The sequence below is a fragment of the Amycolatopsis benzoatilytica AK 16/65 genome (genome assembly GCF_000383915.1).
GTDB classification, from domain to species: Bacteria; Actinomycetota; Actinomycetes; order Mycobacteriales; family Pseudonocardiaceae; genus Amycolatopsis; species Amycolatopsis benzoatilytica.
This window is the reverse complement of record NZ_KB912942.1, coordinates 4,597,169-4,618,295: the sequence shown is the minus strand read 5'-3', so window position 1 is coordinate 4,618,295 and position 21,127 is coordinate 4,597,169. Positions and strand designations below refer to the sequence as shown.

Here is a 21,127-nt window from a genome sequence, read left to right as displayed (position 1 = left end):
TTCCCATGCCCGAATACACTTCGCCTCCCGCCACCGCCGCCGGGCCGCCGGGACTGTTGCGCCTCCCGGCTTTGATCGACGAACGCCGCCCGGGCCGCTTCCAGTTCGCCGTCGCGCTGCTGTGCGGACTGGTCATGCTGCTCGACGGGTTCGACACCCAGGCGATCAATTACATGGCCCCCGCCATCACCCGAGACTGGGGCATTTCCACCGGCACGATGAGCACGATCTTCTCCGCTGCGCTGGTCGGCCTGATGATCGGCTATCTGCTGCTCGCTCCGCTGTCGGACAAGTTCGGCCACAAACGGCTCGTCCTCGCCGGGGTGGCGGTCTTCTCGCTGTCCACGCTGCTCTCGGTCTGGGTGCGCAACCCCGATGAGCTCCTGGTGCTCCGGCTCGTCACCGGCATCGGACTCGGCATGGCAACCCCGAGCACGATCGCGCTCACCGCCGAGTACAGCCCGAAACGGGCCCGGGCCAGTTTCGTACTGGCGATCTACTGTGGATTCTCTTTGGGATTCGTGGCTGCCAATTACGCCGCCGACTGGCTCATCCCGATGCACGGCTGGCGCTCGGTCTTCCTCGCCGGAGCGATCCTGCCGCTCATTCTGCTGGGCTTGCTGACCTGGCGGCTGCCGGAATCGCTGGCTTTCCACGTGCGCCGCGGCGAGACCGCCAAGGCATACGCCCTGTGCCGGCGGATCGACCGGCGGCTGCCGGATACGACCGCCGTGCGGATCGAGGCGGCGAGCGCCGACCCGCGCAAGCGAGTCAAACTGTCCGAACTCCTCTCTGGTCGGCAGCTGTTCGGCACAGTCCTGTTGTGGGTCGTCTTCGCCGTCAATTTGGCGATGTTCTACGGCCTGCAGAGCTGGATGCCCACCGTTCTGCACGAACGCGGATACTCGGCGGGCACCCTGGCCACCGCTTCCTCGATGACCACGATCGGCGGCATCGCGATCGCGTTCCTGGTCGGCCCCGCGATGGACCGGCTCGGCGCGTATGGCGCGCTCGCCACGCTCTACCTGTCCGGCTGCGGTTTCCTGGCACTGATGAGCGCGGTACTCGGCGCACCGGCGTGGCTCGTCCTCGTCGCCATCTTCCTGATCGGCTGTTCGGTCTCAGGTGGACAGAAGAGCGTGATCGCGCTCGCCGCCGTCTTCTACCCCGAAGAAGTGCGGTCCACCGGTGTCGGGTGGGCACTGGGGATCGGCCGGGTCGGAGGCATCCTCGGCCCGCTGATCGTGGGCGGCATGCTGTCCGCCGGATGGAGTCATCAGCAGTTGTTCCTCACCCTGGCAATTCCGTCCGCGTTCTGCGGGTTGATCGTGCTCTACCTCGGCTTGCGTGCGAAGAAATCCACGCGCACCTGATCCTGGCGGCTCGTCTCGCACGCTTCCTGGCCCGGTGTCGTGAACGCTTGGCCAGGAAGCGGCGACGTACAGCCGGTCCCGGCTCACCCCGGGTGTCAGATGCCGAGTCCACAACCTTGCCGGGCGGCTCTAGGGGCACGTACCTCTGAGCATCGATGCTTTTACGCTCGTCAGTGGACGGAGACGGGACCTGTCGACTCCCGGATCTTCAGAGTTACCGGCGACGGAGGGGGAGGGGTCGGATCGGTGCCGTCGACCATGCCGAGCAGCAGCTTGACGGCCTGGATGCCCATCTCCCGAGCGGGCTGCCGGACGGTGGTGAGAGCTGGCGTCAGGAGGGAAGCGAACGGCAGGTCATCGAATCCGACCACCGAGACGTCCTCCGGCACCCGCAGGCCAGCGCGGCGACAGTAGGTCAGAGCCCCAATTGCCATGAGGTCGTTCGCGCAGAGTAAAGCAGTGGGCCGATCGTCCGCCGGGCGGCTCAGGATCTCGGCGGCCAACTGCTCGCCCGACGACATCTTGTAGTCACCTACGAGCACGGGGATGCCATCGGGATCCAATCCGGCGGCGGCGATGGCCTCTCGGTAGCCCGAGAGGCGCTGTTCGGCCGTCCAGAGCTCGAGCGGACCGCCAAGGATGGCCAGGCGCTCGTGCCCGAGCGAGGTGAGATGGGTGGCGATCTCCCTCGCGCCCCGACGGTTCTGCGAGACCACGGACGGCAGGTTGAATCCGGGGAGCTTTTCGTCGACGAGGACGACAGGGCCGACCTGGGTCAGCTCGACCAGAGCCTCCATTCGCGTCTCTGACCCGGAGAGGTAGATGAGCCCGTCGAGGCGCTGACTGCGCAGCAGTCTGCTGTTCCAGGACTCGCTGCCACCGGTCGCTTCCGGTGTGCAGAACACCACCAAGACGTCCTTCTCGGACGCGGCTTGTTCCACTCCCTCGGCGATCAGCGCGAAGTACTGGTTCACCAGGTCGGGGACGACGAGGCCGACGGTGGCCACGCTGTGTCTCTTGAGGTTGCGAGCAGACTCGTTGGGCAAATAGCCCAGCGCGCGGACAGCCTCCAGCACCCGCGCACGCCGGTCGGCCGCGACGGGCCCGCTGTCGTTGAGCACGTAACTTACCGTGCTGATAGCGACTCCTGCCCGCTCAGCAACCTCCTTCATCGTGGGCCTGCGCGTCGGCATGGCTCCCGAGTTTCGGGTCAAGTCACCCCCACGTGTCCTCATGCGGCACTTCGTTCACGTCGCGAAGGGTAACCATAGCTGATTCCAGCTCAGAGATAGAACGGTTTCCAGAACTACTGCTGGACTAGGCTGGCCGCGAGTGGCGCAGCGTCCCCGATGTCGCGGGTGGCGCGGGTCTGTCGGCCGCTGCGCATCGCCGCTCCGCGCCCCGGTTCGGGCGCTGGCCGCTGAGGCGGCCTGGAGCCGCAAGCCCGCCGGACACGAGGGGGCGCGGCCAGTGACGGCCGAGCAGTGATCCGCGGTAGGGGGTGGTGGCACCGGAATCTCCGACCTCCACGGTCACGACATCTTCGAGTTCGATCGAGAGCTCGACCGCCGTCAGGTACCCCTGGCCGGGCCGCTCGGGTCCTCCCTGGCCTGGTTCCCTCCGGCCGATCGAAACTCACCGTTTACAGAGCCGATCTGCCGCTGATACAGTCCGGTCGCTAGAAAGGTTTCTACTCGCTGGGTCAACGATATTGAGCAGCGAAAGTCGTGGTCGCAGACCGCATGCTTCGGCACGTGTGTAGAATCGTTAATGGCCTGCCGGCGACTGCTGGTGACTACTCCAGTCGCGGGGCGACCGAGAGGAAGGACAAAGATGTCCCTGGGCGAGCAGTTCGACAACATCATCGTCAACACCGACAACTACAAGCATTGCCACTACTCGCTGTACCCGCCGGGCACCGAGTACATCTCGTCGTACATCGAGTCCCGCGGCGGCGAGTTCCCCGTCACGATGTTCGTCGGCCTCCAAGCCTTCATCCGGGATTACCTGATGCGCCCCGTGACGCTTGAGGATGTCGATGAGGCCGAGTACCTCATGCGCGAGCAGGGGATGCACTTCAACCGCGACAACTGGATGGGCATCATCAACGACCACGGCGGCTATCTGCCCGTCGAGATCGAGGCGATCCCCGAGGGCACCGTGCTGCCCAGCAACAACGTGCTCGTGCAGCTCATCAACACTGACCCGAAGTATCACTGGGTGACCAGCTTCTTCGAGACCGCCCTGCTGAGGGCGGTGTGGTACCCGACCACGATCGGCACCCTGAGCTGGCTGTGCAAGCAGGTGATCCGCACCGCCCTGGAACGTACTTCCGACAACGAGGGAGCGCTCCGGCACATGCTTCACGACTACGGCGCACGGGGCGTCAGCTCGCAGCAGTCCGCCGCGCTGGGTGGCATGGCGCACTTGGTGAACTTCAGCCAGAGCGACACCACCCCGGGCATCCTCGCCGCCAAGCGCTGGTACAACGCCGTGGCTCCATCGAACTCCGGCCCCAACTCCGAGCACGCCGGCTTCACCGCCTGGGGGCGAGACTTCGAGGTCGACGCCATCCGGAACATGCTCGAGACCTACCGCGACAACGGCTTCGCGCTGGTCTTGACCGACACCTACGACCACGAGCACTGCGTCAAGAAGATCCTCGGCGGCGAGCTGAAGGAATTGATCCAGAACTTCCCCGGCCTGGTGGGCGCGCGCCCCGACTCCGGCGACGTCGTCCAGGTCACCTCCGACACCACCGAGTGGCTCATGGACGCCTTCGGCTACGAAGTCAACAGCAAGGGCTTCAAGATCCTCCCTCCGTTCATCCGAGTGGTGCAGGGCGACGGCGTGACCGGCGAGAGCCTCAGGGCGGTCCTCATCGAGATGGAGCGCCGCGGCCTGGCGGCAGACAACGCCGTCTTCGGCATGGGCGGCGGCCTCCTCCAGCACGTCAACCGCGACACCAACAACTTCGCGCAGAAGGCAAACGCCGTGTGCGTCAACGGTGAGTGGCGCGATATCTCCAAGCAGCCCACCGGAGCCAGCTTCAAGAGGTCCAAGGCCGGGCGGCTCGCCCTCGTTCTGGAGGACGGTGAGTACAAGACCGTGCCGCGCGACTCGGTCAGCCCTGAGCAGAACCTGCTCAAGCCCGTCTTCCGCAACGGAAAGCTGCTGAAGAAGTGGGACTTCTCTGAGCTGATCGCTGCCAGTGAGGCACCAGTGCCGCAGGAATGGTACGGCGATTACCTCGCGCCGATGGTCACCGGATCCGCACCGGCACCCGACGGCGCGGCCGTCAGCTGAATCACTCACCCGCGAGGCATTCATGAAGCAGTCCACGGCATCGTGGTCTTTCCCGATGCCGTGGACTGCCGCGCCGAGAGCCTCGGGGGTTGGTCCTGCGGTCCCCTTGGAAGTCAGCGAACAAGAGTTGAGGAAAACACGATGGCAATGAAGTTCTGGGTTACGGCGCCGTTCTTTTATCCGGACACGACCCGGCCCTGGTCCGAGGTTTTGGACAGCATGCTCAGGATCGTCGATGCCGCTGAGGAGTTCGGCTTCGAGGGGATCACGATCAACGAGAACCAGTTCCAGAACTACGTAGCCAATCCCTCGGCGATGATGTTCGCGACGGTCGTGGCTCAGCGGACCAAGCGGCTGCGGATCGTCCCGGGGGTGGTCGTCCTGCCGGCTTACAACCCGCTCCTGGTCGCTTCCGAGATGAGCCTGCTGGATCATCTCGCGCCAGGTCGGATCGGGATCGGCGTGGCACGCGGCGGGAGCAGGTTCCAACTCGATCGGCTCGGGGTGAAGCCGGAGAACCAGCGGGCAATGTACGAAGAAGGGCTGGAGATCGTCCGTCGGCTCTTCGCTGAAGACGACGTGTCCCATGACGGCCAGTTCTATTCATTCCCGCCGACGACCCTGGTCCCGAAGCCGGCGACGAAGCCGCATCCTGACATCTGGGTCGCATCGCAGAGCAACGAAGGTGTTCGCCGGGTCGCTCAGCAGGGCCTGAATCTGATCACGGCGCCGAACTACGGCAACTTCGAGCCCTACGGCGACCTTGAGGAGCTCATCGGGAGCTACAACGACGAGATCGAAAAGACCGGGAATCCTCGCGGTGAGGTCATGGTGCTCCGCCACACCTGGGTCGGTCGTACCGAGGAAGAGGCGTTGGAGTACTTCGACGACGTCGTGAACGAATACAACTACTACATGGCCCTGGTCAAGGGTCCCGGCACGGTCGACACCAAGGAAGAGCGGCTCGCCACCCGCAATGTCGGCGAGAGCCGAGACTATGTGCACCGCGGGAATATGACACCTGAGCAGCATTCCTTCTCCAGGGACAACCTGCTGGATAAGTACGCCGACCCGGTGTTGACCACGCCGGATCGCATGATCGAGCGGTTCAAGTCCTACGAGAAGCTTGGAGTGGACCACTTGGCGTGCCTCATCGCGGTCGGTCAGCCCACCGACGCGATCGTCAAGAACATGAAGATGATGGCTGAAGAGGTCTTTCCCGCGTTCGCGGACTAGCACCCTTCGCGTCTCCAAGTGCGCCTGAGCGATACCAGCCGTGGACGTCCACCCGTCGATTGCCGTGAGGGCTCAGAAGGCGAAGACCGCAGAGGAGGTCAACAAGGTGATTTACGAGGTTCGCGAGTATATCCCGGCGGCAGGTCGTTTCCGAGATGTCGTCGACCTGTTCACGTCAGTGGTGGTGCCGCTGTTCAGGAAGCACGGGATGGAGATGACGCAGGTGGGTTGCACCACCATCGGCGACAACTCTTTCAATGAGGTCGTCTACACGATGCGGTTCTCCGACCTTGCTGAGCTGGAGCGCAAATGGGGCACGTTCCTTGCGGACCCTGATTGGGCATCAGCGTTGGCCAGTCGTGAGGAGAACGGTCCGCTGTACCAGGCCATCCGTCGGCGGGTAATCGAATCCACGCCCTTCGAGGGGGTTTTGGATCACGCTGTGTGACGGCGAGTCGCTGGTCCACCGCGTCCAGTTCCTTGGCCACCGGCCTCGCGCCCATCGCCGACTGGGCGCGATCCGATGAAGTGCCGGGTCGGCAATTGACGACAACCACCAGCTCTGCGGTAGCCGACCAGTTGGAGGCGAAGCATTCCGATGACAATCAAGACGCCCAGCGCGCCGATCTCGAATCCGGGGCAGTTCTACATTGACGGGCAGTGGGTCGATCCTTCGACGACCCACACGATCGACGTGATCGAAGCGGCGACGGAGGAGCGGTTTTTCAGTGTCGCTGAGGCCGAAGCGGCGGATGTCGCGCGGGCGGTGGGAGCGGCACGCCGGGCCTTCGACGACGGCCCGTGGCCACGGATGCCGCCGAGCCGGCGGGCGGAGTTCCTTCGCGCCATCGCTCAGGCCGCAGCCAAACGCTCCGATGACCTGGTCCAGTTGTGGCCCCGAGAGACGGGGGTCATCGCCGGCATTGTGCCGGCCGTCCTGCAGGAGGTCCCTGGGGCGTTCGACTACTACGCGGATCTCGCCGATCGGTATCCGTTCGAGCAAGAGGTGCCCACCAGCTCGGGCGAAGGCTTCGGGATGATCGTCGGGGAGCCCGTAGGCGTCGTGGGGGCGATCATTCCGTGGAACACCCCGATGCACCTGGCCGCCTGGAAGCTGGCACCCGCGCTGCTCGCCGGGTGCACGGTGATCGTCAAGGCGTCACCGGAGGCACCGGGAGCCGCGTATGTCATCGCGGAGATCGCTGAACAGGTCGGCCTCCCCCGCGGCGTGGTTAACGTGCTCACCGCCGACAGGGATGCCTCTGAAGCGCTGGTGACCGATCACCGCGTGGACAAGATCACCTTCACCGGGTCTACGGCGGTGGGGAAGAGGATCGCGGGGATCTTGGCCGAGCGCATCGGGCGGTACACCCTCGAGCTGGGAGGCAAATCGGCGGCGGTCGTCCTCGACGACATGGACATTGCCGCGGCGGCCGACAGCCTGACCGGGGGCGCGTGCTTTGTTTCCGGCCAGATCTGTGCATCGCTGACTCGGGTGATCGTGGCGCGCCATCGGCACGACGAGATGCTCGAGGCGCTCGCCGAGCGGTTCTCTCGGGTCAAGGTGGGGAACCCGTTCGACCCCAGCGTCCAGATGGGGCCGCTGGCCTCTCGCCGACAGCGTGAGCGCGTCGAGGGTTATGTCCAGATCGGCAAGGACGAAGGGGCTACTCTGGCGTTCGGCGGTAACCGCCCCAAGGACCTCGACCGGGGCTGGTTCATTGAGCCGACCGTTTTCGGGAATGTGAACAACTCCTCCCGGATCGCCCAAGAGGAGATCTTCGGGCCAGTGATCTCCGTCATCGCCGCTGCTGACGAGGAAGACGCGATCCGGATCGCCAATGACTCTGTGTTCGGTCTCAACGCTTCGGTGTTCACCAACGACGCGGACCGTGCTCGCGAGGTGGCCAGGCGCCTGCGCGCAGGGACAGTGGGGCAGAACGGCAACCGGGCAGACTTCGGGATCGGCTTCGGCGGCTTCAAGCAGTCGGGTGTCGGCCGAGAGGGCGGCGTAGCCGGCCTTCTGCCGTACCTCGAGAACAAGACCGTCGTACTCGATCAGAAGCCGCGGTTCTCCTCCTCGCCCGAAGGGCGGCCCTGAAGGTGAACACATCCGCTGAGGCCAGCAAGGTGGGCTGCCTCCATGTCTTCGACATGGACGGCACCCTCCTGAGGAGCACCGCCACGATCGAGCTGGCTCGCCAGATGGGCCAACTCGAGGCCGGGCAGGAAATCGAGAGGGCATGGGGCGAGGGGACGATCTCCGACACCGACTTCTGGTCGAAGCTCCTCGACATCTGCAAGGACGCATCCCCTGCCGACTTCGACGATGCCTTTCAGAGCTCGCCCTGGATGGACGGTGTCGCCGAAACCTTCGAGAGCATTCGATCTCACGGCGAGGACGTGATCGTGATTTCCCAGTCGCCGACGTTCTTCGTCCGCAGGCTGGAGCTTTGGGGCGTCAACGAGACCTACGGCTCGGCCGTCGAGTTGGGCAGCCCGCTGGAGAACTCAGCGACGCTGATGCCAGAGGCGAAGGTGGCAATCACCCAGTCGGCTCTCGCTGCTCGCAACCTGACCGCCGACGAGTGTGTGGTCTACGGGGACTCATCCAGCGACGTGGAGCTGTTCACGACGTTCCCGCACTCGGTCGCGGTGAACCCGTCGCCCGTCTTGGCGCCCCTGGCCGCGAAGACCTACCTCGGGATCGACATCCGCGAGGCGCATGCGCTGGGTCGCCAGCTCAAAGCCGCATCAACCAGAAACCAGTTCGCGCAAGGGAGTTCCAGTTCATGAGCACCATCGGGTCGCCGCTCAGGGTTCTGTTCGTGGGGGAGTCGTGGGTGAAACACACGATCCACATGAAGGGCTTCGACCAGTTCCACTCGACCGAGTACGAGGAGGGCGCGGGCTTCTTCCTCGGCTGCCTGAATGACGCTGGGTTCGACGTCACCTACGTCCGCGGCCACGAGATCACCTTGCGGTTCCCCCGCTCGCCGGAGGAAATCGACGAGTTCGACGTAATCATCATCTCTGACATCGGATCCAACTCCTTCCTGCTGCCGGACGAGAGTTTCCTGCGATCGGAGAGGTCGCCAAACCGGCTTGGCCTGGTTGCGGATTACGTCAAGCGAGGTGGCGGGCTCGTCATGGTCGGGGGGTATCTTTCCTTCACCGGAATCGATGGCAAGGGCCGCTTCGGCATGAGCCCGCTCGCCGATCCGCTGCCCGTGGCCATGCTCCCGTACGACGACCGTGTCGAGAGGTCGGAGGGGGTCGAGGTGGAGGTCTGCCAGCCTGATCACCCGGTCCTGGGCGGCACGCCGCCGGAATGGCCCCACCTTCTCGGCTACAACAAACTCATCGCGAAGCCGGACGCCACCGTCGTGGCGCGGGTGGGCGAGGACCCGATGTTGGTCGTGGGCCAGCACGGTGACGGCAGGACCGCGGCGTTTGCCTCCGATCTCGCCCCGCACTGGGCACCTCAGGAGTTCCTGGACTGGCCGCACTACGGCGAGATGTGGACGGCGATTGTCTCGTGGACCGCGCAGGCGCAAAAAGCGCCGGCGCTCGGGGAAAAGGTGTCGTGAGCTTGAGCGACGGTGCGCGGTCGGCCGGATCAGGCAGGGGCGGGCGCCTCCTCGTCGTCGGGGCGCTGAACGTCGACATGGTCGTCGCCGCCTCCAGGCTTCCCGGACCAGGGGAGACCGTGGTGGGGGCGGACTTGCAGCGTCACGGCGGAGGGAAGGGCGGCAACGCCGCTGTCGCGGCGGTGCGCTCAGGCACCGACGTCCGCTACGTCGGCGCCGTCGGGTCTGACGAGTTCGGAGTGGCTGCGTTGGCCGAGCTGCGAGCCGAAGGGATCGACGTCAGCGATGTCGTGATCAAGGACGGGTCCGCTACTGGAGCTGCGCTCATTGTCGTGGATCCCTTCGGGGAGAACCAGATCGCCGTAGCCGCCGGTGCAAATGCGGTGGTGGGCGCTCGGGACGTGAGGGCCGCGATCGAGCGAGCGAGCGGGTGGCCAGGGTGTGTTCTGGTGAGTACGGAGATCTCCGCCGCGGCAGTCGTCGAAGCGGTCGAAGCCGCCACCGCGCAGGGGTGGCTGTGTGTGCTCAACCCGGCGCCTGTCGCCCCCGGCATCCAAGAGCTCCTCAAGCTCGCCCCGATCATCACCCCGAACCAAGGCGAGCTGCGAGACCTCTACCAGCTGCTCGGTGAGCCCGGAGACCCGCCGGCGGAGAAGATGGCGGCCGCGGTGGCATCGCATACGAGAGCGCCGGTGGTAGTCACACTGGGCGCCGACGGGGTGCTGTTGTGCGGTGCTGACGGAGTCAGCACCCGGATTCCGGCTTGGCCGGCACGTCGAGTGGTCGATACCACCGGCGCTGGGGACACCTTCAACGGCGTGTTTGCCGCCAGCTTGGCAGCGGGAACGGACGTCGCCGGCGCGGCGCGGCGCGGAGTGGTTGCTGCGGCGTTGTCGGTTGAGTCGGCGGGCGCGCGCACGGGCATGCCGAGTGCGGCGACGATCGACGCCGTCCTGGCGACCACCGAGCGCCGCGCGGGCACGTAACGGCGGTCGAACCCGCAGCGTCTCCGATTTTTCGGACCGAAGTAGAAAGGCTTCTGCATCGTGAATCTGACCACTGACCGAGGAAGGTCGGATGCGCCCTCGGGCGCCCGTAATCCGCACTGGCGGAGTGGTGAGCTCATGAACGCGTCGTTGCAGGCTAATTGGGGCAGGCGGCTGATGGTGTTCTCCGGCCGGTCCAACGCGCCATTGGCGGGTGCCATCGCTGAGCTTCTTGAGATCGAGCTTGGCAAGGTGACCCTGAAGACGTTCTCCAGCGGAGAGGTCTACAGCAGGTTCGAAGAATCAATCCGTGGCGCGGATGTCTTCATCGTTCAGCCGATGTGCGCGAACCCGGAGACGGGCGTCAATGCGAACGACTCGCTCCTGGAGCTCCTGGTGATGGTGGACGCCGCCGTCGGCGCGAGCGCGCACCGCGTGATCGCAGTGACTCCGTGGTATGGCTACTCGCGGCAGGACAAGAAGTCAGCTCCGCGCGAGCCGATCTCGGCTCGCATGGTGGCTCGCGCACTTGAGGCGACGGGTGTTGACCGAGTGCTGACGATGGACCTGCACGCCGGCCAGTTGCAGGGGTTCTTCGGCATCCCGGTCGACCACATGACGGCGTTGGGCATCCTCAGTGACTACTTCGCCGGCCTCGACGACGACCTGGTGATCGTCGCTCCGGACTCGGGTCGGGTGAAGCTCAACAAGCAGTTCGCCACGCAGATCGGGGCCGGCCTGGCCATCCTGGACAAGGAGCGGCCCCAGCAGCAGGTCGCCGAGATCACCACCGTCATCGGCGATGTCCGCGGGAAGACCGCCATCGTGATCGACGACATGATCGACACCGCCGGCACGTTGTGCGCGGCAGGAGAGGCGCTCAAGCACGCGGGTGCTCGACGAGTGCTCGCCGCAGCGACCCACGGGGTCTTCAGCGGGCGTGCGTACGAACGTCTTGCTGCGTCGCCTTTCGAGCAAGTCGTCGTCACCGACACGATCCCGCTCCGCGCAGGTGCCCCTGACAAGATCAAGGTGCTTTCCTGTGCCCCGCTGCTCGCGGACTCGATCAGCAGCATCTTCACCGACGGTTCCGTGAGCGCTGTCTTCGGCGGAAAGAACCACACCTTCTAAGGGGATGAGAATGTCAGATCCAGCGTGCTTCCCGGGCTCGCGATGACTGCCGGCGACATCGCGATCGAAGGCGGCTTGGTGTGGTCGGGGCCGGGCCAGCATCACAGCGACGGACTCGTGCACATCCGAGCAGGCACAGTGGCCTACGCAGGGCCGCGGGCAGAGGGCAGGGTCCCCCCGGGGACTCCCCGGCTTGACGCTGCAGGTTGCACCGTCCTGCCCGGCCTGATCGACGCCCACGTCCACCTGACGACCAATTCCGATCACCAGCACGTAATTGCGAGCGATGTCTTCCGCGGCCAGGTGAGCAAGCCGGCCAAGCTGCTGCACGGGCTGCGCAACGCCCACCGAGCGCTCGCCGCCGGATTCACGACGCTGCGTGTCATGGGGCACCGCGGCGCCGGAGAGCCCGAGCTTCGCGATTTCACCGATGAAGGCTTGGCGGTCGGACCTCGTTTGGTGGTCGCTCCGTGGTGGATCACCATGACCAACGGTCACGGCGATCTGTTCTATCCGCCGTACACGCCACGAGAACAGTGGGACACGGCAGACGGCATCGAGGAGTGCCGCAAGCTCGTGCGCCTCCAAGCCCGGGCTGGTGCGGACTTCATCAAGGTGATGGCCAGCGGCGGGATGTCGAAGGGCGAACGGCCGAGCTGGCCCAACTACAGCATCGCCGAGCTGACCGCCATCGTCGAGACTGCCCACGAGCTGGACCTGCGGGTCGCAGCGCACGCACTCTCTGCCGAAGGCATTCGACGCAGTCTTGCCGCAGGTGTCGACTCCATCGAGCATGGTTCGTATCTCGACGAGGAGATGGCGATCGAGATGGCTGAGCGCGGGACCTTCCTCGTCCCCACCATGTCCTTCAACGACTGGTGTCAACGGGAGGGGACACTCCGGGGCCTGACCGCCCAAGGAGTGGCGGACCTCAGCGAAGCACACGACCGCACGCTGAAGTCGTTCGCACTGGCACGCGAGGCCGGGGTCAAGGTGGCGATGGGCACCGACTCCTCGGGCACGCTGTGTCCGTTCGGCGCGCACGCGCGCGAGCTCGAGCTGTACGTGCGGCACGGCATGTCCGCAGAAGAAGCGATCACCACCGCTACGACGAACGCGGCGTCGCTGTTGGACCGACCGGATCTTGGCTCACTGCGGACCGGTGCCGTCGGCGATGTCGTCGTAGTCGAGGGAAACGTGCTCAACGACATCGGCCGCCTGGCCCAGCCCTCCAACATCAGGCACGTCGTGCGGGCCGGGCGTGAGCTCAGCGGGTATCTGCGAGCCGTATCGGAGGCGCTCGACTTCCAGGAAGCGGAGCACCCGACTCGGGCCGAGGATTCCTGACCGAACAACCACCACGAACTCACCGAGAACGGCGCCAGCGAACGGTGGGGCCGGCCCCAGCCGGGCTCAGACGACTTTCGCACGTGGTAACAACGGAAGAGGAGAAAGAAAGCAATGGCTCACATCGAAGCATCGTTCTTCAAGAGTCGTTTCGACGACGAGACGTTCAGCGCGAAGATGGTCGAGGCGCTGACGCAGGCAGTCGGTTCCGTACTCGGGGACGACGCGGCCAACGACACAGCCATCGTCCTCCACGGTATCGAGCCCTCGCACTGGGGCTACCGCGGCAAGCTGCTGGGCTGACCAACCGCCGACCCTGCTGACGGAGTTGTGGCCGCGCCTACGGCGTGGGGCCGGCGAGTGCTGGCCGACGACCTGCACGTCGGCCAGCACTGCGCCCGTGCGCGGACTCTGACCGTGATCTGGAGACAACGATGACCGATACCACCTTCGCGGTTCAGAACCCGGCGACCGGCCTTCCTTCGAGCGGACCGCTGGTACGGACAGGAGCTTCGTGTGATTCGAGAATACCGGTCAAGCGCGCATTCAGCGCTTGTCGCTGTCGCGACCGCTGGGTCTTTTTTATTCTGACCCGGACACAGGGTCATATGATCGGTGCGTCCTGCCGGGCGGGATCACGAACTCGTCCTTTTCCGAGTGGGCACGTTCGAAACCTCGACGTTGTCTCACTCCCGGCTTCCCCGGCAGCAAGTTTCGTGAGCTGGTGATGTGAATGTCCGTGTCATCGTCAGCGAGCGGTCAAGTCCTGGGACTGGCCTTGAGCAGCGTCGCGGGCCGATGTCCCGCTGTCGCGCATATGTCGACTACTGAAGAAGGAAACCGTGCACGGAACAGCTGCAGTCGAGGCGGCCATAGCCGATTTCGCCGCTGGGCGACCGGTGATCGTAGTCGACGATGAAGACCGCGAGAACGAAGGCGATCTGATCTTCGCCGCCCAGTTCGCCACCGTCGAGCTGGTCGCATTCACCGTCCGCCACACGTCCGGATACATTTGCGTGTCGTTGACGAGCGAGGATGCGGACCGGCTCGACCTGCCGCCGATGGTCAACACCAACCAGGATCGGCGGGGAACCGCCTACGCGGTCACGGTCGACGCTAAGCACGGGATCTCGACGGGGATCTCGGCACGCGACCGGGCGAGAACCATTCGCGGCCTGGCTGATCCGGCGTCCACCAGCGGCGACTTCAGCCGTCCCGGTCACGTCGTCCCGTTGCGCGCCAGGCCCGGCGGGGTGTTGCGCCGGAAGGGGCACACCGAGGCGGCCGTCGACCTGGCGGTGCTCGCGGGCCTCGCCCCGGTGGCTGCGTTGTGCGAGCTCACCAGTGAGGACAACCCGGTCGAGATGGCCCGCGGCCCGGAGCTGCAGCGCTTCGCGGAACAGCACGACCTGAGAATGATCTCGATTGCCGATCTGATCGCCTATCGGTGGCGGGTCGAGAAACTGGTCGAACGTGTTGCCTCGGCCCGTCTCCCCTTGCCGTCGGGGCAGTTCACCGCGATCGGCTATTCGTCCCTCCACGACGAGCGTGCGCATATCGCATTCGTCTGCGGCGACTTGTCCGACGGCGAGGACGTGCTCGTGCGCGTGCATTCCGAGTGCCTCACCGGTGACGTCTTCCGTTCGCTGCGCTGCGACTGCAGTCCCCAGCTGGATGCCGCCCTCTCGGCCGTCGCGCGGGAGGGCCGAGGTGTCGTGCTGTACATGCGGGGCCATGAAGGACGGGGGATGGGGCTGCTGCACAAACTGCAGGCCTACCAGCTGGAGGAGCTGGGCGCGGACACCGTCGACGCCAATCTGGGGCTCGGCCCGCCCGCGGACTCCGCCGACCACGGCACCGAGGCGCAGATTCTCAGCGACCTCGGAATCCGTTCTGTGCGCCTGCTGACGAACGATCCCGCCAAACGCGTGGGGCTCGAAGATTACGGCCTGAAGGTGCTCGGTCAGGTGCCGGTGCCGGCGACCCCCGAGAACATCCGTTACCTGGAGATCAAGCGGGATCGGGCGGGGCACGAACCGAAGCTGATCCTCGACGACGGCAGAGTTGCCCAATGACCCGAGGAGCCGATATGGGCGAGCACGTCCTGTGCGCGGTCAGGGGTGTTGTCGTCATCGGGGCGCAGCGCGGGTGAATGCTGGGTTCCCCGCCGCCAATGTGGACCCGGGCCCCACGTCGCCGGTGCAGCCGCCTGATGCGGCACCCGCACTCAACTGGTGGGCGACTTCGTCGTTTGCCGTGACTGAGGCGAGCTTAGTGCTGGCATCGGCGTTGCCAGTACGACCATGAGCAGACGTACTCGGGATCGGGAACCTGCCGGTGCACCTGGTTGATCAAGAGTCGGCGGATCGCGTGCTGGATAGCAGATCACCGCATCGCGGACACCGATTCCCTTTTGCGGCGATGGTTCTGGTCGTGGGCAGCCAGGCGCGCGCGAGCATGGGCAGGGTGGTGTGCGCGGACCACGCCCGCCAGGACCGGACCTGGCAGCGATCCAGCCCGGCCGCGTTCTTGGCCTGCTGGAAGCACTCCGTGAAATGCCAGTAGTGAACCGGAATAGCTCAGGGCCGCAGCACACTCACCGCATTCTCTGGAGCGAACCGGCGGCGACCACGCGTCGCAACAGGTACTTCTGGATCTACCCGGTGGACGCTTGGGCAGCTCGCCGACCGGAGGGCCGTGGGCACCTCGAACCGAGATTGCTGCACCTGCCCGGAGGCGGTCCCGTCCTGGCTGCCCGCATGATCAGTCGTTTCGGGTCACTCGACCGGTTCCCACGCCGATCCCTTTTGCGTCCTGCTGCGGCATCGCGCCCATTGAGTTCTCCTCTGGCGACGTCACACGCCGCTGGCTATCCCGCACCGGGGGCCGGAGCTCAACCACGCACCGCATCTCATCGCACTCAGCCACGCCCCGGCGTGAACTTACTGCCAGTGCAAGCGCGCAGACGGCAACGGTCGCCGCGAAGCCATGTGCTGCCTCAAACGACGGCTTGCCACTGTCATCTGCCGCCGCCCGACAACCTGCCTACCCCTTCAACACACGCCGGGACTTGACAGAGAGGAGCTGGCTTCGAGCGCGCACCGCGGCGGGAAACCAGCCACCCAGCTTCCCGCAGGCGTCACCAACGCCATGGCCTCGTGCGGCTACATCTCTTCCAGCGTGGCCCCGTCGTAAAACTTCGCAGCCTTGTAGACCATCGGATCCGAGCTGGAAACTTCCAGGTAGGTGACTTGCGCAACGATCAGAACATGCGTTTTTGCCCGGAAGCGTTCTTTGATCTCTGCCTCGATCGATGCGGCAGACCCGCGGATCAGAGGGGAATTATCCGGCCCGGCGTGCCAATCGAGCCCGGCGAACTTGTCATCCGATTTCGACGCGAATCTGTCGATGACCGCACGCTGTGTGTTAGCGATGATGTTGATGCCAAGGTGCTTGGATTCGAAGAGCGACGGGTAGGTCGAGGACGTCTTCTGCACACACAAGGCCACCAGCGGCGGGTCCAGCGAGATGGGCATGTAAGCGCTGACAGCCAGTCCGCGGGGCCGATCTGCGGAGTCCATGGTCGTCACCACGGTCACACCGGTGACGAACTTCCGGTTGAACTCCTTGAGATCCTCGATGCTGGGCATCTCGTCCGGGTCGCCCGTGCCGTTGAACGCGGCGGACGCTTCGAGCGCCGATCCCAGGCCAGGTGCTCCGAGGTCGGACAGCATGTCGACCGACGGATCCCAGGTCACGCGCTCGCGAATGATCCGGCCGTCGCGGAGCGTTCCCTGTACTGCGCCTCGGGCGTGCAGCGCAGACCTTGTCGGGGGGACGTCGCCGAACGCGTTCATGAACGTACCGGTTGCCGACCAGAAAAGCGCGAAGTCATCGCCGTCCACGACGATGCTGTCCACCGTCGTCCGCAGGTCCGGGATGGACATCCGCATGTCGTGAACCTGGCGCTTGAGCTCGGCCAGCCCTGAGGTGCTCCCCAGCCCTGCGTTCTCCAACTCGTAGTCGGCGTGGACGATCTCGTCCAAGGCATCGGAGTCGCCTCGGTTCCAGGCTGCATCCCAGGCCGAACGCACCAGATCTTTGAAGTCCGACATCTCTTCCCATCCTCACTTCTGGCACCGAGAGGCACACGACTCCACGGTTGCGGCTCGGTCTGGCCGACTGTGCCGAGCCCCCCCCGGGGTGTGCGAACTCGGCCGCGGGCCTCGCTGGGCGCATGGACTGCAGGTACGCTCTGGGGCAAAAGTATTATCGATTCTACTTTGAGTGTCAACGACCTCTCCGATCTTGTCATTTCTGGCGATAGAAGTGCGATACGGCGCTTCAGGGCACCTGTGGAAGCGATTCGATACAGTTCCGGCTGCTCTTGACCGCGAGCAGTCGTGGCAGGGCCCGCATCCTTCTGCCGCCCCCGCGATCGCCGCGCGCCGGCTGTCCGCCGACGTGGGGCGGGGGCGTTGCTTTAGCGTGCGGGCTCCCGAACCGGCGCGGTCGCGCGTGAAGGGAACCCGGCGAGTCTGTGCCCCGTTGCCTGTTGCGGCGCGTTGCCAACTGCTCCAAGCCCTTGGCCTCGCGGTTTTGGAGCCAGCGTTGCGCGGAAAACAGCGCGCTCGCTGCCGGTCAACCGGCATGCCGGTTGACCGCTGGCCGACGGTGCGCTCGTCGTCGGCCAAGGTGCCTCTGCGAAGGGATTCGTCCAGCAAGCGGCGGGTGTAAGCCCATGCTGCAGGCGCCGTGAGCAGCCTCGCGCTGATCCTCTCGCAGGTGTCGATCGCGCGCCCGACGAGGTGCTGGTGCCGATCTGTGCATCCGGAAACGACGCGCGCTCAAGTCGGGGGTGCCATGCGGCTGCCGCGCGGGTGGTTCTCGCTGAGCTATGCTCCGACTAGAAACGATTCGAGTGTCTGTGGGCGCCGCGGCGGCGCGGCACCGTGAATTCAATGAGGGAACCGCACCTATGGACGAAGCCTCTGCCAGCCAGGTCCAGGTCAACGCCGTCCTGGGTCCCGTGCCGGCCGACAAGCTCGGAACGACGCTGACGCACGAGCACCTCATCTGTGACTGGACGAAGGCCCTGCGCAAACCGCAGTGCGCCGTTGACCGCGGTGTCTTCGCTCGCCGTGTGGATCCCTCGATCTGTTGGCTGCTCACAGAGGATCCGTCCTGCTGCTACGACAACGCACGCCTAGAAGACACCGCGGCCGCGGTCGATGAACTCCAGTGTTTCATCGACGCAGGAGGACGGACGGTCGTTGACTGCACCAACGGAGACATCGGTCGAAACCCTCGTGCGCTGCGCGAGATCTCGGTGCGAACCGGTCTCAATATCGTCATGGGTTCTGGTTGGTACGTGCACCGGTATCACGACAGGGGGACCGCCCTGGCCACTGCAGCGGAGCTCTGCGCGCAGATCCTCGCCGAGTTTGCGCACGGCGTCGGCGACACGGGGGCGAAGCCGGGTGTCATCGGAGAGATCGGCGTCTCGCCCGAGTTCACCGAAGCAGAAGAGGTCCGCCTCCGCGCGGCCGCTCGGGCTCAGTTGGCACTGGGCGTACCGCTTCTCATCCACCTGCCGGGATGGCAACGCCGTGCCTTCGAGGTGCTGGACATTGTCCTGACCGAGGAGGGCGTTGCGCCGGAGGCAGTGGTCCTCTGTCACATGGATCCATCCGGCGAGGACGTTGTCTACCAACGCGAAGTAGCTGATCGGGGTGTCTGGCTCGAGTTCGACATGATCGGCATGTCCAACTACTTTCCGGGCGAGGGACAGTCGCCTGCGCCGGAACAGACGGCCGCGGCGATCGCGCGCCTCGTCGCGGCTGGGCACGCCTCCCGCCTCCTCCTCAGCCATGACCTGTCGCTCAAGAACATGTGGACGCGGAACGGGGGAAACGGCCTCGGCTACGTGCCTCGGCTGTTCCTCCCTCGGCTCCAGCGCCACGGCGTGCCGGGCGGGGTGACCGCCGATCTGCTGACGGCCAACCCCCGGCGCCTGTTCGTCGGTTCCGCGCTTGCCTCGGCCGCTGGCGACAGCGGCTCGGGAGCGCGGAGGTGAACGCAGGGGAGACCACGCACAGCAGAAGCGACTTGCCTTGCGCTCGCCTGAGCACTCCGCAATTGCCGGTACCTGTCGGAAGGACGCGCGGCCGCGGGGCCTGCACAGAGGGGTCGTCCTTGACGGCACGGCTGGAAGCGTCGCAGGCAGTGTAGCGACGAAGAGCTCGCGCGACAGCTGCGACAACAGGATTCACGCATCGAAAGGACCAAGAAGGTGACGCAATACCTCGGGAATGCATTCAACTACGACCTCGTTGCAGAGGGCTACGAGTCCCTGGAAGACAGGTGCACAACCATCCATACGGGGGCCTGTCACATCGGAATGGTCGATGGCGTCAACGTCGGGGTGTGGGAGGCGGAGCCGGGTCTCATCGGCGGGCTGACTGCCGACGAGATCTTCGTCGTTCTCGAGGGCCGCGCCGAAGTGACATTCGAGGACACGAAGGAGCGGCTCCAGATCGGCCCAGGCGACGTCGTCCGCCTCAATGCCGGCCAACGGAACACCTGGCGCACCTTCGAGCGATTGCGCAAGGTGTCCGTCTGGTCGGACTCCGGAGCCCAGCATCGTTCCTCGTGACCGCCGGCGCGCGCCCGACTCGCGGTTGTCGATCCGAGTACGGCGGGACTTGTCCGCAGCCATCGCCCAGCGTGTCCCCGAATCCCCATCAACCCGATCTTGAGAGGCCCATATGTCACGCCGTCCCGTGATCCTCGATGTCGACACCGGCAACGACGACGCTGTCGCAATCATCATGGCCGCGACTCATCCCGCCATCGAGCTTCTCGGTTGCACGACTGTTGCCGGCAACCTCTCGCTCGAAGAGACCACCGACAACACTCTCCGGGTGCTGAACGCGATCGACAGGAGCGACATCGAGGTCCACGCCGGGCTCTCGCGTCCCTTTGCTCCGAAGCCTTACACGTCGGGGGCGAACGAGGTGGAGGACGTATTCCATGAGAGCACATTGCCTGTTGGCACGTCGGGGCTTCAACCACTCAGTCGGCACGGCGTCGAATGGCTCATCGAGACTCTGCGCCAGACAACAAGGCAGGTCACGCTGATCTCGGTCGCTCCGCTCACCAACATCGCCGCCGCGATCACCGTCGCGCCCGACATCCTCGATGCGATCGACGAGGTCGTCCTCATGGGCGGAGCATCGACCTTCGGGAATAGAACCCTGGCCGCTGAGTTCAACATGTTCACCGACGCCGTCGCAGCGAACGTAGTGCTCAGAGCTGGCATCACGCGCCTTACGATGGCCGCGCTCGACGCGACGCACGAAGTGCTCGTCAGCCGGGACGACTTGCACCGCTATCGAGCGCTGGGAACGCGGGCCGGAGACGTCGCGGCCGCTGTGACCGAATACTACATCGATGGTTACGAGGCGTCTGTCAGTCCTGTCGGAGTCGGCTCGTCTGCGCCGCCGCATGACGCGTTGTGCGTTGCGTATGCGATCGACCCGAAAGTCCTTGACATCACGGAGGCGTACGTGGAGGTCGACACGGTGAGCCCGCACAACTACGGGCGCACAACCGTCGACTTCCACGGGTACCGAGGCGAGCCGGCGAATGCCCGTTTCGCGAAGCACGCGGATTCGGCTCGATTTCACCGGATTCTCGACGAGTGCCTTCGCGGAACATGTCGAGCAGTTTGATGCTCGTCTTGCCAGCCGGTCTGTATGAGGGCCTCCGGTGAGGGCTGGTTGATCCAGTCGGCTTCGGGCAGCTTCGGTGCGCATCGGGGCAACGCGACTTCCTCGCGGAGGCAGCAAGTGGGCGGGGCTGGCCGAGGTCGGGGCTGACCTGGCCGCGCGCCTCCCCGGTGCCCATGCTGCGAAATAGCAATGCTTGGCCGGGAGCTTGCGGTGCCTCGAGCCGCTGCCGGTGACCGTGTCTCGTCGGGAGTTGCCTGCGGGGAGACCGCTGGTGGCACCGAGGGGTGGGGATTGCCGATTCACAGCGGGGGCGAATCGGATTCCGGGCAACGGTGACGATGCTCTCGCTGAATTTCGAAAGGCAGCCGATGACGAGGGCCTCGTCGGCCTTTGACGCTCGTGGCAAGGTCATCCGGCGCGCCTCG

The 21,127-nt window shown here is 65.4% G+C and carries 17 protein-coding genes and 1 pseudogene; 15 read left to right on the top strand and 3 right to left on the bottom strand.

Features of this window, described 5'->3' with window-relative positions:
- Positions 1-5: 5 nt before the first annotated feature.
- Positions 6-1,373, top strand: coding sequence for an MFS transporter (locus AMYBE_RS0121230; RefSeq protein ID WP_020661402.1), 1,368 nt, complete (start codon positions 6-8; stop codon positions 1,371-1,373).
- Positions 1,374-1,543: 170 nt separating this feature from the next.
- On the opposite strand, the gene AMYBE_RS0121225 is transcribed toward AMYBE_RS0121230, so the two are convergent.
- A complete protein-coding gene (locus tag AMYBE_RS0121225; protein ID WP_034288981.1) occupies positions 1,544-2,545 on the bottom strand; it encodes a LacI family DNA-binding transcriptional regulator in 1,002 nt (333 codons plus the stop codon).
- Positions 2,546-3,206: 661 nt separating this feature from the next.
- Here AMYBE_RS0121225 and AMYBE_RS0121220 point away from each other — a divergent pair.
- The 11 genes from AMYBE_RS0121220 to AMYBE_RS0121170 all read left to right on the top strand — a co-directional run bounded on the left by AMYBE_RS0121220 (position 3,207) and on the right by AMYBE_RS0121170 (position 15,044).
- Positions 3,207-4,679 carry a nicotinate phosphoribosyltransferase gene (locus AMYBE_RS0121220; RefSeq protein WP_020661400.1) on the top strand — a complete coding sequence of 491 codons (1,473 nt, stop codon included), beginning with the start codon at positions 3,207-3,209 and terminating at the stop codon, positions 4,677-4,679.
- Positions 4,680-4,820: 141 nt separating this feature from the next.
- Positions 4,821-5,915, top strand: a complete 1,095-nt coding sequence (locus AMYBE_RS0121215) for an LLM class flavin-dependent oxidoreductase (protein WP_027927861.1) — start codon at positions 4,821-4,823, stop codon at positions 5,913-5,915.
- A 40-nt stretch (positions 5,916-5,955) separates the two neighbouring features.
- Entirely contained in the window at positions 5,956-6,363 is a 408-nt protein-coding gene (locus AMYBE_RS0121210; RefSeq protein ID WP_020661398.1) for an NIPSNAP family protein, read from the top strand.
- A gap of 150 nt (positions 6,364-6,513) precedes the next feature.
- The gene (locus AMYBE_RS0121205) at positions 6,514-8,016 is read left to right on the top strand and encodes an aldehyde dehydrogenase (protein WP_020661397.1); all 1,503 of its coding nucleotides are present in this window, start codon (positions 6,514-6,516) and stop codon (positions 8,014-8,016) included.
- A gap of 2 nt (positions 8,017-8,018) precedes the next feature.
- The gene (locus tag AMYBE_RS0121200; RefSeq protein ID WP_199817982.1) at positions 8,019-8,711 is read left to right on the top strand and encodes an HAD family hydrolase; all 693 of its coding nucleotides are present in this window, start codon (positions 8,019-8,021) and stop codon (positions 8,709-8,711) included.
- Positions 8,708-9,505: a glutamine amidotransferase gene (locus AMYBE_RS0121195; protein WP_020661395.1), complete on the top strand. Its 798-nt coding sequence runs from the start codon at positions 8,708-8,710 to the stop codon at positions 9,503-9,505. The genes AMYBE_RS0121200 and AMYBE_RS0121195 overlap by 4 nt, the downstream gene beginning before the upstream one ends.
- Positions 9,502-10,491, top strand: a complete 990-nt coding sequence (locus AMYBE_RS0121190) for a ribokinase (RefSeq protein WP_020661394.1) — start codon at positions 9,502-9,504, stop codon at positions 10,489-10,491. Before AMYBE_RS0121195 ends, AMYBE_RS0121190 begins: the two co-directional genes overlap by 4 nt.
- A 138-nt stretch (positions 10,492-10,629) precedes the next feature.
- Positions 10,630-11,622, top strand: coding sequence for a ribose-phosphate diphosphokinase (locus AMYBE_RS0121185; RefSeq protein ID WP_027927859.1), 993 nt, complete (start codon positions 10,630-10,632; stop codon positions 11,620-11,622).
- A 42-nt stretch (positions 11,623-11,664) separates the two neighbouring features.
- A complete protein-coding gene (locus AMYBE_RS0121180) occupies positions 11,665-12,969 on the top strand; it encodes a metal-dependent hydrolase family protein (RefSeq protein ID WP_020661392.1) in 1,305 nt (434 codons plus the stop codon).
- Positions 12,970-13,083: 114 nt separating this feature from the next.
- The gene (locus AMYBE_RS0121175; RefSeq protein ID WP_020661391.1) at positions 13,084-13,272 is read left to right on the top strand and encodes a tautomerase family protein; all 189 of its coding nucleotides are present in this window, start codon (positions 13,084-13,086) and stop codon (positions 13,270-13,272) included.
- 539 nt (positions 13,273-13,811) lie between these two features.
- Complete coding sequence (locus AMYBE_RS0121170) at positions 13,812-15,044, top strand: bifunctional 3,4-dihydroxy-2-butanone-4-phosphate synthase/GTP cyclohydrolase II (RefSeq protein WP_027927858.1); 1,233 nt, start codon at positions 13,812-13,814, stop codon at positions 15,042-15,044.
- Positions 15,045-15,320: 276 nt separating this feature from the next.
- Here AMYBE_RS0121170 and AMYBE_RS44135 read toward each other — a convergent pair.
- Together AMYBE_RS44135 and AMYBE_RS0121160 are read right to left on the bottom strand one after the other, a co-directional pair.
- Positions 15,321-15,530: pseudogene (locus tag AMYBE_RS44135) on the bottom strand (hypothetical protein); the annotation flags it as partial.
- Between the two features lie 603 nt (positions 15,531-16,133).
- Positions 16,134-17,084, bottom strand: a complete 951-nt coding sequence (locus AMYBE_RS0121160; protein ID WP_020661388.1) for a flavin reductase — start codon at positions 17,082-17,084, stop codon at positions 16,134-16,136.
- Between the two features lie 863 nt (positions 17,085-17,947).
- Here AMYBE_RS0121160 and AMYBE_RS0121155 point away from each other — a divergent pair.
- The 3 genes from AMYBE_RS0121155 to AMYBE_RS0121145 all read left to right on the top strand — a co-directional run bounded on the left by AMYBE_RS0121155 (position 17,948) and on the right by AMYBE_RS0121145 (position 20,702).
- Complete coding sequence (locus AMYBE_RS0121155) at positions 17,948-19,045, top strand: phosphotriesterase family protein (protein ID WP_020661387.1); 1,098 nt, start codon at positions 17,948-17,950, stop codon at positions 19,043-19,045.
- A gap of 216 nt (positions 19,046-19,261) precedes the next feature.
- Complete coding sequence (locus AMYBE_RS0121150; RefSeq protein ID WP_027927857.1) at positions 19,262-19,624, top strand: cupin domain-containing protein; 363 nt, start codon at positions 19,262-19,264, stop codon at positions 19,622-19,624.
- Between the two features lie 127 nt (positions 19,625-19,751).
- Entirely contained in the window at positions 19,752-20,702 is a 951-nt protein-coding gene (locus tag AMYBE_RS0121145; RefSeq protein ID WP_020661385.1) for a nucleoside hydrolase, read from the top strand.
- Positions 20,703-21,127 lie beyond the last annotated feature (425 nt).